The organism is Kocuria marina (assembly GCA_014652975.1).
Lineage (GTDB): Bacteria > Actinomycetota > Actinomycetes > Actinomycetales > Micrococcaceae > Kocuria > Kocuria marina.
In genome coordinates this window covers 37,282-48,060 of record BMZV01000004.1, presented here as the reverse complement: position 1 = coordinate 48,060, position 10,779 = coordinate 37,282, and the positions used below count along the sequence as shown (strand labels likewise).

Sequence of the window (10,779 nt, the reverse complement as noted above, 5' to 3'; positions counted from 1 at the left end):
ACGCCGGGGTCGGAAGGGGCACCCGTGTGGCACAAACGCGATGACATGATCGTCCACGAGACCAACCCGTACAACGCGGAACCACCCCGGTCGGGACTCCACGATCCGATCACGACCCCCGATTCCTTCTACGTGCGCAATCACGGCCCGGTGCCCGAGAACGACCCCGGGGACTGGGCGGTCACGGTCGACGGGCTCGTCGACGAGTCCGCGAGCTTCACGCCGGAACGGTTGCGGGAGGAGTTCACGCACCACACGCTCACGGCCACGATGCAGTGCGCGGGCAATCGCCGTGCCGGTTTCCTGCCCGTGCGTGACATCCCGGGGGAGGACCCGTGGGGACCCGGGGCCACCTCCACCGCGCCGTGGACCGGGGCTCGATTGTGCGACGTCCTGCGGTCGGTCGGTGTCGCGGACGGCGCCCGGCACGTGGAGTTCACGGCCTCGGACGTTTCCGACCTCGCGGATCCCCCGCAGGCCTACGGCGGGTCGATCCCGCTCGCCAAGGCGTTGTCGTCCGAGGTGCTGCTCGCGTGGGCGATGAACGGCGAACCCCTGCCCTTGGTGCACGGGGCGCCCGTGCGCGTCGTCGTCCCCGGGTACGTGGGGGCGCGCAGCGTCAAGTGGTTGCGCGGGATCACGGTGCGCGCGGACCCGTCCGAGAACTACTTCCAGGCCACGGCCTATCGCGTCCTGCCGCCCGAGGCGGACCCGGATCACGCCGGGCCGGGGGACGGCATCAGTCTGGGATCCGTCGCGTTGAACTGCGACATCCTGAGCCCGGAGGAGCACGAGCACGTTCCGGGCGGTCCGGTGCGCGTCACCGGGTACGCGTACGCGGGGGACGATCGCACGGTGGCGCGCGTGGACGTCTCCGGGGACGACGGGCGCACGTGGCACCAGGCCGAGCTGGATGCGGCGGCCTCCCCGTGGGCGTGGCAGCACTGGGAGGCACTCGTCCCGGTGACCGGGGCCGGGTCCCACGTCCTGATGGCCCGCGCGTGGGACAGCACCGGCGCGTGCCAGCCGGAGTCACCGCGAGCGCTGTGGAACCCCAAGGGTTACGTGAACAACTCGTGGGCCCGGGTGGAGGTCACGGTCGAGTGAGGCCGCCTTCTAGGGGCGGCCCTGCTGCTCTAGGGTGTCCTTGACGGACAGGCACTGCCGGGTCTGCTCGATGTTCTGCATGGCGGATCCCGTGTCCACGAGCGCGGTCGAGGACGGCACGCGGCTGCTGTCGAAGAGCACCTCCACCGCGGGGGAACGGCCGTAGGTCACCGCGCGCCACTGGTCCTTCTGATCCGGCACCTCGGAGATCAGCCAGTCCACGCCGTTGACGTTCGTGCACGGGTCCGTGGTGGGTCCCGGTTCCTCCGCGCCGCAGCGCACGATCATGGCCGACGGGTCCCCGTAGGCCGTGGTGCCCTGGCTCGAGGTCTCCCGCTGATCCATCCCGCTCACCGACTCGGGCATCGCGAGCATCACGGACGCGCAGTCGGGGTTGGCGTTGTCCGGGGCGCCGTCCACGGTCACGGTCGAACCGCACCCGGTGAGCACGAGCGCACCCACCACAGCCGCGCCGGCCACGCGGCGGCGGGACGACGACGTCGGTCGCGCCCTCCCGCGCCCCGTGGCGGCGTCGTGCCCTGCGCCTCGTACGACGCCGCGCAGCCGCGGCCGAGTCCCGGGGGCCTGCGCGGCGGACGTGGGCGTGGACGGGTGCTGCGGGGCCGGGGGAATCATGGCACCCAGGATAGGTGCTGCACCCGGGAGTTCGGTGACTGTGCCCGTCGGAATGGCTCGCTAGTGTAAGGGACATGACGCACGAGCCCGCCGCCCCGCCCGGGACCACCGTGTCCCAACTCAGCGAGACCGAGCTGCTGGACGCGTTCCTCCCGGGCGCCACCACGGACGGACCGCACGTCCTGGTGGGACCCGGGGACGACTGCGCCGTGATCGCGGCCCCCGGCGAGCGGGTCGTGGTCACCACGGACACGCTGACCGTGGACCAGGACTTCGCGATCGTGTGGCCGTGCGGTTACCGCACCACCGGCGCGGACGTGGGGCACAAGTGCGCCGCGCAGAACCTCGCGGACATCGCCGCCATGGGGGCCGTGCCCACGGCCATGGTCGTGTCCCTCACCATGCCGGGGGACACCCAGGTCGCATGGGTTTCCGAGTTCGCGGCGGGACTCTCGCGGGCCTTCGGTGAACTGGGCGCGGCGGAGTGCGCGCTCGTGGGCGGGGACCTCGGGCGGGGGCGGGAACTGTCCGTCACGGCCACGGTCCTGGGCAGGCTCGAGGGTGAGCCCGTACTGCGCAGTGGGGCCGGACGGGGCGGGACTCTCGTGCACGTGGGCGTGCTCGGCCGCGCGGCGGCCGGACTGGACGCCCTGCAGACCCCCGTGCCGGGGCGCTGGGACGGCGTCCCCGAGCCCGAACGGACCGCGCTGCACCGCGCCCAACTGCGACCGGCCCCGCCCGTTTCCGTGGGGGCGGAAATCGCTCGGGCAGGGGCGATCGCCATGCTCGACATCTCGGACGGTCTGTTGCGCGATGTCCGCCGGATCGCACGAGCGAGCGGCGTGAGCATCGACCTGGACCCGCAGGCCCTGGAACCCGCGGTGCACACGCTCGCCCACGCGGGGGAAGCCGTTGGGGTGGACCCGTGGCAGTGGGTGCTCACGGGGGGTGAGGACCACGGTCTGCTCGCCGTGCTCCCTGTGGAATCCCCGTTGCCGTCCGGGGTCCGTGCGATAGGCTCGTGTGCACCCTTGCCCCGCGAGGACGGCCCCCGGGGCGGTGGCTCGTCAGCAGGGAACGGAGCACGGCAGCGGCGCCACGAGCGCGGCACCGTGACCATTGCGGGCCGGAGCCCACGGCAGTGGTTCGGTCGCGACGTCGTCGAAGGATGGGATCACTTTGAGCCATAGAGCCGGCTCGTCCACCACCGAGATACGCAACTGGCTCGACGCCGCGCACCGTCGGCTGCGCGAGCACGCGGACGTTCTAGACGATCTCAACGTCTTCCCCGTCGCGGACGCGGACACCGGTGCGAACCTCAGCGCCACGGTGGGATTCGCGGCGGAGGCCGCGCACCTGATCGAGGGCAGGGACGTGGGCGAACTGCTCGTCTACGCGGGCCAGGCCGCCCTCGAGCAGGCCCGCGGGAACTCCGGCGTACTGGCCGCGGTGGCGTTGACCGCCATGGGCCAGGCGGTGGAGGGCTGCGTGCGGCTGACCGCCGCGCAGCTCAAGGCGGCGCTCATGGCAGCCCAGGTCCGGTGCTGGTCCGCACTCACCGAGCCCGTTCCGGGGACCATGATCTCCGTCCTGCAGGCCGCCGGGGGGGTACCCGTCCCGGACACCGCCGCGGAAGGGTCCAATCAGCAGCTCGTCGAGTGGCTGGACCTCATGGTGCAGGCCGCCACGCAGGCCGTTATCGACACCGTGGACCAGATTCCGGTGCTCAGTGAACGCGGCACGGTGGATTCCGGCGCGCTCGGCATGCTCGTCATCCTCGCGGCGCTGCGCGCCGAACTCAGCGGGGAGGACTCGGCCGCGGACCCCGTGCAGGACATCGTCCGGGACCACGCGCTGCCGCTCACGAGTGACGAGCAGGAGCCCTCGGATGGGTACGAGGTCATGGGCACCATGGACCTCTCCGCCCTGGACGCCGCCGAACTGCGCCACGAGCTCGACGACGCCGGGGACAGTGTGATCGTCAGCGCGGTCAGTGAGAACGAGAACGGGTACACGTGGCGCGTCCACGTGCACGTCGCGGACCCGGACACCGCGCTGGACCTCATGCGCCGGCGCGGCACCGCGCGCAATGTGACAGTGACGTCCCTCGCGGCGGAGCCACGGTGACCAGCCACCAGCCGGACGGGGATGCGCCTGCCGCGCCGCAGGGGTTGCCCGCCTTCGCGGACCTGCTGGACCAGCCCCTGACCCGTTACGTCCCCGGGAAGTCCCCGCGCTCCACGGTGTCCCTGCTGGCCAAGGACCTGGGGATCACCACGGTGGGCCAACTGCTGGACCACGCGCCACGGCGTTACATCCGCCGGGGGAAGATCCAGGCGCTCACGGACCTGGTGGCGGGGGAGCGGACCTCGTTCGTCGCACGCGTCGAGAGCACAAGCACCCGGCGCATGCGCAGTGATCCTCGGCGCAGTCTCACGGACGTCACGGTCTCGGACGACTCCGGTGCCTACCTGAAGATCACGTTCTTCAACGCGTACTCCGCCCAGAAGGACCTCCCCGTGGGGGCGCTCGCCCTGTTCACGGGGAAGCCGGAGTTCTACCGGGGGAACCTGTCGATGGCGGGCGCGGACTACGCCCTCGTGGACACCCCCGAATCGGTGTCCCGTGCCGCCTCGGACTCCGGTGAGCTCATGCCCATCCCCGTGTACCCGGAGTCCGGCAAGCTCACCACGCCGCGGATCGGAAAGGTGGTCCAGCAAGTACTGCTCACCGCGGACCTGGACGCGATCCAGGACCCGCTGCCGCCCGACGTCGTCGCCGCGCAGGGACTGCCGGAACCGGGACAGGCCTACCGGGATCTGCACGTTCCCGAGACCGTGGCGGCCTACGAACGGGCGCGCAATCGGTTCCGGTTCCAGGAAGCGTTCGTCCTGCAGGCCGAGCTCGTGCGCCGTCGCGCGGAGCACGCCGCGCATCCCGTGGCCCCACGACCCCCGCGGGAGGACGGCCTGTTGGCCCGCTTCGACGCCTCCCTGCCCTTCGCCCTGACCCCTGGCCAGCGGGCGGTCGGGGAGGAGATCTCCCGGGAGATCGCGGGCACCGCACCCATGAACCGGTTGCTGCAGGGCGATGTGGGCTCCGGTAAGACCGTGGTCGCGCTGCGGGCCATGCTCCAGGTCGTGGACCACGGCGGCCAGGCGGCCATGCTCGCCCCCACCGAGGTGCTCGCCGCGCAGCACCACGAGAAGATCACGGCCGCGCTGGGCCCCCTCGCCATGGCCGGGCAGCTGGGTGGGGACCCGGAGGCCACACGGGTCACCCTGCTCACCGGCAGCATGTCCGCACCCGCCCGCCGCAAGGCCCTCCTGGACATCGCCAGCGGCGCCGCGGGCATCGTGGTGGGCACCCATGCCCTGATCCAGGACGCGGTGCAGTTCGCGGACCTCGGCTTGGCCGTCGTGGACGAGCAGCACCGCTTCGGCGTGGAACAACGCGACGCCCTCCGGGACAAGGCCGGCCAGGCCCCGCACACCCTCGTGATGACGGCCACGCCCATCCCGCGCACCGTGGCCATGACGGTCTTCGGCGACCTGGACGTGAGCACACTGCGGGAGTTGCCGGGCGGGCGCCAACCCATCGGCACGTTCGTCGTGGGCCTCGCCGAGCACGGCCCGGCCTGGGAACGCCGCGTGTGGGCGCTCGCCGCGGAGCACGTCGCGCGCGGCCGGCAGGTCTACGTCGTCGCGCCCAAGATCGGCGATGACGCCGCGGTGCCCCCCTTCGAGAGCCTGCGCGATTCCATCGAGACGCAAGAGGAAGATCTCGAGCCCGCGACCGTCACGTGGCTCACCGAGCTCGTGGCCGCACAGCCCGAACTTCGGGGCGCCCGCGTGGCCGTGCTGCACGGTCGCCAGGACACGCCACTCAAGGCTCGCACCATGGCGGACTTCGCGGCGGGGAACACCGACGTACTGGTTTCCACCACGGTGATCGAGGTCGGGGTGGACGTCCCCAACGCCACGCTCATGATCATCGCGGACCCGGAACAGTTCGGGATTTCCCAACTACACCAGCTGCGCGGGCGGATCGGGCGCGGTGAGCACCCGGGCACGTGCTTGCTCGTGACCCGCACGCCCCCCGATCATCCCGGGCGCGCGCGTCTCGACGCCGTGGCCGCGACCACGGACGGCTTCGATCTCGCGGAAGTCGATCTGAGCCTGCGCAAGGAGGGGGACATCCTGGGCGCGTCCCAGTCCGGGGGCCGCTCCGGCCTACGGTGGATCAGTGCACTGCGGGACGAGGCCCTCGTCGCACGGGCCAGGGCCGCCGCGGAGATCGTGGTCCACGACGACCCGCAGCTCACCGAACACCCCGCCCTGCGTGCGGCGATCACACGGGTCCTGGACGAGGACCGACAAGCATTCCTGGAGCGAGGATGACACGGATCATAGCCGGACGAGCCGGCGGCCAACGCCTGAAGTCGGTGCCCGGCTCGGCCACACGACCCACGACCGACCGGGTCAAGGAATCACTGTTCGCCCGGCTCGACGCCTGGGGCATGTGTGAGGGCGCACGCGTCCTCGACCTCTTCGCGGGCTCGGGCGCCCTGGGCCTCGAGGCGGCGAGCCGCGGAGCCGCGACCGTCACGCTCGTGGAACGAGCGGCCGTGGCGGCGGCGGTGTGCCGGGAGAACGCGACGCTCGTAGCGGCGTCGTGCCCGGACACCAAGATCACCACCGTGCAGTCCGCCGTGGCCGGGTACCTGGGCCGCGCCGCGCACCACCGCTGGGACCTCGTGCTCGCCGACCCGCCCTACCCTCTGGACAACGATGAGCTCGCCCGGACGCTCTCGCGGCTCGCGGGTCGGCTGGGGCCGGGCGGGGTGATCGCGGTCGAGCGTTCCACACGCACCGAGGAGCCCGCGTGGCCCCGCGGCCTGCGCCGTTTCGAGGACGGCGAGCATGGCGAGACCCGCTTGTGGTTCCTCGAAGCGGACGACGACGCGCCCGGTGCCTCGGACGCGGACTGACCTCGGCGGCACCCCGGTCCGGGCGTCGTCGACCCGGGCCCCTGCGCGGTCGACCTGGTCAGCTGCACCGGCTCAGGCACCTCGCGAGCCGGAGCTGCGCGAGGCCGAGCGCGCCGCCGTCGGCGCCCGGTAACGGCCTGTCAGACCGCGGCGGCGAGTCCCGCCATGGCCCCGCGCAGCACGTCCGTGCGCTTGCAGAACGCCAACCGCAGCCAGTCCGCGTACAGCCCCCGGTTCGCGGGACCCGCGAACGCCGAGACCGGGATGCCCACCAGACCCGCGTTCTCGGCCCAGTGCCGGCCGAGGTCCGTGGCGTTGTCCACCCCGGCGAGCGCGTAGTGATCGCTCACGTCCGCGACCGCGAAGAACGTGCCCTCGGGAACCGGCGGGGTCAGCCCGGCCTCCCGCAGCCCGGCCACGAGCACGTCTCGGCGCTCGCGGTAGTCCTCGAGCAGCGCATCGTAGAACGCGGGCGGGAAACTCAGTGCATGGGCCACGGCGTGCTGCAGCGGGGCGGCCGCGCTGTGCGAAAGATAGCTCTTCACGGCGATGACCCCGCGCATCAGCTCGGGCGGGCCGCTCACCCAGCCCACGCGCCAGCCCGTGGCGGAGAACGTCTTCCCCGCGGAGGACACGCTCAGGGTGCGCTCCGCAGCCCCGGGCAGGGAGGCGATGGGCTCATGGGGCCCGGCGAACCGGAGGTGCTCGTACACCTCGTCGGTCACGATCACGGCGTCGAACTCCGTGGCGAGCTCCACGAGCAGTTCCTTGAACTCGCGGGACGCCACCGTGCCCGTGGGGTTGTGCGGGTCGTTGAGTATCACGGCGCGGGTGCGGGGGGAGAACGCGGCGCGCACGTCGTCCGGGTCCGGCGTGAAGGTCGGGGGGAGCAGGGGGACGGGAACGGGCGTGGCGCCGGTGAATTCCACGGCCGCGCCGTAGAGGTCATAGCGCGGCTCGAACATGACCACTTCGTCCCCGGGCTGCAGCACGGACAACAGCGCCGCGGTCATGCCCTCGGTCGCGCCCGCGCTCACGGCGATCTGCGAATCGGGGTCGAGGTGCAGACCGTAGTGGTCGCGCTGGTGCTTAGCCACCGCCTGGCGCAGTGCGGGGACGCCGATAATGGGCGCGTACTGGTGGTGCCCGGTGTGCAGGGCGGCCACCGCGGCGTCGACCATGGGCTGCGGCGGCGCGAAATCCGGGAACCCCTGACCGAGGTTCACCGAGCCGGTGCGCGTGGCGAGCGCCGTCATCTCTTCGAAGACCGTGGAACGGAGGGCCCCGGAGGGATCCAGCAGCCCGCCGCCTGCGGCCATGCGCTGCCACGGCTGGGCGCGGGACAGCTCCCGGGCGGGATCGGCGCGGGGTGCGGCCGCGGGCGAGTGGTCGTGAGCGTCTGCGATCATGGGCCCAGTCTAGGAACCCCTGCCGCTAGGGTGGTGCCATGCGACGCGCCATCTGCCCGGGGTCCTTCGACCCGCTGCACCTGGGACACTGCGCGGTGATCCACCGCGCTGCCCGCCTGTTCGACGAGGTGATCGTGGCCGTGTCCACGAACCCCAACAAGACCCACCGCTTCAGCGAGGACACCCGGATCAAACTGGTGCGCGAGGTGTTCGCGGACGAACCGGCCGTGGTCGTGGAACCGCTCGCGTCGGGGCTGATCGCGGACTACGCGGAGCGCCGGGAGGCGGTGGCCCTGATCAAGGGGCTACGCAACAGCGCGGACTACGACTACGAACTGCCCATGGCCACCATGAACCGTTCCCTCACGGGCGTGGAGACGGTGTTCCTGCCGGGGGAGCCGTCCCTGTTGCACGTGTCCTCGTCCCTCGTGATGGAGGTCGCGGCACTCGGGGGAGACGTCGCGTCGTTCGTTCCCGACCCCGTCCTGCGGGCCATCGAACGGCGCTGAGGGGCCCGGCGGAATTGCCAGGTCGGGCATGGCCGCGGGGTGGTAGAGCTCGACCCCGTTGATCGAGTCCCTGACCAGCACCTCGGTGGAACGCACCCTGGAAGTAATCCTGTCCGTGTTGCTGTTCATGGACGCTTTGGACATCCGCGACGCCCCGCGTCGCAGCCGCACCCCGGTGCTGCGCGTGCTGTTCCTGGCCCTGCCACTCAGTCTCATCGCGGTGTTCTTCGCCGCCATGTACCTGCTGCCGGACGTCCGGTTGTCCCTGTGCCTCGTGCTGGCCTGCATCCTGGTCCCGAGCGACCTGGCCCGAACGCGCCACGATCGCGTGGCTGGATCCGCGCGGGATCGCCTCCGTCGTGCTGGCGCTCCTCGCCCCGCAGGCCGGGATCGATACGCAGATCGGGATCATCCTGGAGAGTGCGGTCATGGTCGTGTTCTGCTCCGTGATGCTGCATGGTCTCACCGCGCCGCCGATCGGGCGGGCCGTCTCCCGGCGAGAGCCCGCGGGTGCCACGGCCGTGCGTCCGGAGGACATCCGGACGGGGCCCGTGGGATGAACCGACGAGGGTCGGCATGCTAAGGTGGTCTGTCGGCCAGTGTCGTTAGCCAGGAGTTTCGTGAATCACCGCAACAGTTCAGCCCTCACGTTCAACGTCAGGGATCTCGAACACCGACCGGGGACCATGGAAACCCTGGATGTCGAGGCACCCGCACCGAAGGACTTCGGTACGGCGCTCATCGGCTCGCCGGAGGGCGCGCCCATGGATCTGCAGCTGCGCCTGGAATCCGTCCACGACGGTATTCTGGTGTCCGGAACCGTGATCGTGAGCGTTCACGGGGAATGCAGTAGATGCCTCGACCCCATCGACTACGAACTACCGGTCGACGTGCAAGAACTTTTCGTCTTCGATCCGTCCCCCCAGGGTGACGAGAACGTCGAGGACGAGCAAGTGTATGAAGTGCGGGACGAGGAGATCGACCTCGAACCGATGCTTCGGGACGCAGTGATCACACAACTGCCGTTCCAACCGGTGTGCCGGGCTGACTGCCCGGGCCTGTGCGCCCAGTGCGGCGCACGGCTCGAGAACGACCCGGACCACCACCACGACGTCCTGGATCCCCGCTGGTCCGCCCTGCAGGGGCTGATGACCGAATCGGGGGATCCGCAGGCGTCGGAGCCGACAACCGACACGAGAGAAGAGAGATAGCCGTGGCTGTTCCCAAGCGGAAAATGTCCCGCGCGAATACCCGGATGCGCCGCTCCCAGTGGAAGGCGCAAGCCCCCAAACTGGTGAAGACCGTGGAGAACGGCAAGGTCAGCTACAGCCTGCCGCACCAGGCCAAGCTGGTCTCCGATTCCGCCGGCACCCCCTTGTTCTACGAGTACAAGGGTCGCAAGGTCGCTGACGCGTAAGGTGACCATTTTGCCGGATCCCGGCGAACTGCTTGAGCGTCTCGGTGTCGACCTCGACACCGAGACGCTTCGCATTGCGCTCACACATCGTTCGTACGCGTACGAGCATCCCGGGGAAGTCCACAACGAACGCCTCGAGTTCCTGGGGGACGCGGTCCTGCAGCTCGCGGTCACGGACAAGATCTTCCACCGCTATCCCGAGTGGGACGAGGGGAGCCTCGCGAAACTGCGGGCATCCGTGGTCTCCGCCCGCGCGCTCGCCGGGGTCGCCAAGACCCTCGGCCTCGGCCCCCACATCCGCCTGGGCAAGGGCGAGATCCGCACGCACGGGGCCGAGAAGGCCTCCATCCTCGCGGACACCACCGAGGCCCTGATCGGCGCCGTCTACGAGGCGTGTGGGCCGTTGCCCGCGCGCGATCTCGTGCTGCGACTGATCGTCCCCTTACTCGAGGACACCCGCGTGCTGCACGAGGGCCGCGACTGGAAGACCCGCGTGGTGGAACTCGCCTCCCAGTACGAGCTGGGGACCGTGCGCTACGAGGTCGAGGGCACCGGCCCGGACCACGCGCGCCGCTTCGCCGCGGACGTCGTCGTACACGGTGATGTCCTGGGACACGGCGAGGGGACGTCCAAGAAGGCCGCCGAACGCGCGGCCGCCGCGGTCGCGTGCGAGGCAATCGTCGAACGTTTCGCCACCGAGAACTGAGCGCG

The 10,779-nt window shown here is 71.0% G+C and carries 12 protein-coding genes; 10 read left to right on the top strand and 2 right to left on the bottom strand.

The features are described 5' to 3' along the window. The first annotated feature begins 24 nt into the window (after window positions 1-24). Window positions 25-1,107 (top strand): sulfite oxidase, encoded by a 1,083-nt coding sequence (locus IE157_RS09720; protein ID WP_318281428.1) that lies wholly within the window; start codon window positions 25-27, stop codon window positions 1,105-1,107. Window positions 1,108-1,116: 9 nt separating this feature from the next. Here IE157_RS09720 and IE157_RS09715 read toward each other — a convergent pair whose 3' ends face one another. Next, window positions 1,117-1,743, bottom strand: a complete 627-nt coding sequence (locus IE157_RS09715) for a DUF3515 family protein (protein ID WP_193519851.1) — start codon at window positions 1,741-1,743, stop codon at window positions 1,117-1,119. A 74-nt stretch (window positions 1,744-1,817) separates the two neighbouring features. Here IE157_RS09715 and thiL point away from each other — a divergent pair, with 74 nt between their 5' ends. The 4 genes from thiL to rsmD are packed head-to-tail and all read left to right on the top strand — an operon-like array spanning window position 1,818 to window position 6,733. Continuing rightward, complete coding sequence (thiL, locus tag IE157_RS09710; protein ID WP_193519850.1) at window positions 1,818-2,933, top strand: thiamine-phosphate kinase; 1,116 nt, start codon at window positions 1,818-1,820, stop codon at window positions 2,931-2,933. Next, window positions 2,923-3,870, top strand: a complete 948-nt coding sequence (locus IE157_RS09705) for a DAK2 domain-containing protein (RefSeq protein ID WP_318281427.1) — start codon at window positions 2,923-2,925, stop codon at window positions 3,868-3,870. The genes thiL and IE157_RS09705 overlap by 11 nt, the downstream gene beginning before the upstream one ends. A gap of 44 nt (window positions 3,871-3,914) precedes the next feature. Then, window positions 3,915-6,143, top strand: coding sequence for an ATP-dependent DNA helicase RecG (locus IE157_RS09700; RefSeq protein ID WP_193519935.1), 2,229 nt, complete (start codon window positions 3,915-3,917; stop codon window positions 6,141-6,143). Next, on the top strand, window positions 6,140-6,733 hold the full coding sequence (gene rsmD, locus IE157_RS09695; protein ID WP_064845671.1) for a 16S rRNA (guanine(966)-N(2))-methyltransferase RsmD: 594 nt from the start codon (window positions 6,140-6,142) through the stop codon (window positions 6,731-6,733). The genes IE157_RS09700 and rsmD overlap by 4 nt, the downstream gene beginning before the upstream one ends. A gap of 140 nt (window positions 6,734-6,873) precedes the next feature. Here rsmD and IE157_RS09690 read toward each other — a convergent pair whose 3' ends face one another. Beyond that, on the bottom strand, window positions 6,874-8,052 hold the full coding sequence (locus IE157_RS09690) for an aminotransferase class I/II-fold pyridoxal phosphate-dependent enzyme (RefSeq protein WP_064845719.1): 1,179 nt from the start codon (window positions 8,050-8,052) through the stop codon (window positions 6,874-6,876). 128 nt (window positions 8,053-8,180) lie between these two features. On the opposite strand from IE157_RS09690, the gene coaD reads away from it, so the two are divergent. From coaD to rnc, 5 genes are all read left to right on the top strand, one after another. Further along, complete coding sequence (gene coaD / locus IE157_RS09685) at window positions 8,181-8,651, top strand: pantetheine-phosphate adenylyltransferase (RefSeq protein ID WP_098056114.1); 471 nt, start codon at window positions 8,181-8,183, stop codon at window positions 8,649-8,651. Window positions 8,652-9,010: 359 nt separating this feature from the next. Continuing rightward, window positions 9,011-9,211: a hypothetical protein gene (locus IE157_RS09680; protein ID WP_193519849.1), complete on the top strand. Its 201-nt coding sequence runs from the start codon at window positions 9,011-9,013 to the stop codon at window positions 9,209-9,211. A 60-nt stretch (window positions 9,212-9,271) separates the two neighbouring features. Beyond that, window positions 9,272-9,862 (top strand): YceD family protein, encoded by a 591-nt coding sequence (locus IE157_RS09675; protein WP_064845669.1) that lies wholly within the window; start codon window positions 9,272-9,274, stop codon window positions 9,860-9,862. 2 nt (window positions 9,863-9,864) lie between these two features. Then, entirely contained in the window at window positions 9,865-10,068 is a 204-nt protein-coding gene (gene rpmF / locus IE157_RS09670; RefSeq protein ID WP_012398114.1) for a 50S ribosomal protein L32, read from the top strand. Between the two features lies 1 nt (window position 10,069). Continuing rightward, window positions 10,070-10,774: a ribonuclease III gene (gene rnc, locus IE157_RS09665; RefSeq protein WP_193519848.1), complete on the top strand. Its 705-nt coding sequence runs from the start codon at window positions 10,070-10,072 to the stop codon at window positions 10,772-10,774. The last annotated feature ends 5 nt before the right edge of the window (window positions 10,775-10,779 follow it).

Excerpts from the sequence above, each read along its gene's own strand:
- IE157_RS09715 (WP_193519851.1), bottom strand. The coding sequence starts at position 1,743 with ATGATTCCCCCGGCCCCGCAGCACCCGTCCACGCCCACGTCCGCCGCG.
- thiL (WP_193519850.1), top strand. The coding sequence starts at position 1,818 with ATGACGCACGAGCCCGCCGCCCCGCCCGGGACCACCGTGTCCCAACTC.
- rsmD (WP_064845671.1), top strand. The coding sequence starts at position 6,140 with ATGACACGGATCATAGCCGGACGAGCCGGCGGCCAACGCCTGAAGTCG.
- IE157_RS09690 (WP_064845719.1), bottom strand. The coding sequence starts at position 8,052 with ATGGCCGCAGGCGGCGGGCTGCTGGATCCCTCCGGGGCCCTCCGTTCC.
- coaD (WP_098056114.1), top strand. The coding sequence starts at position 8,181 with ATGCGACGCGCCATCTGCCCGGGGTCCTTCGACCCGCTGCACCTGGGA.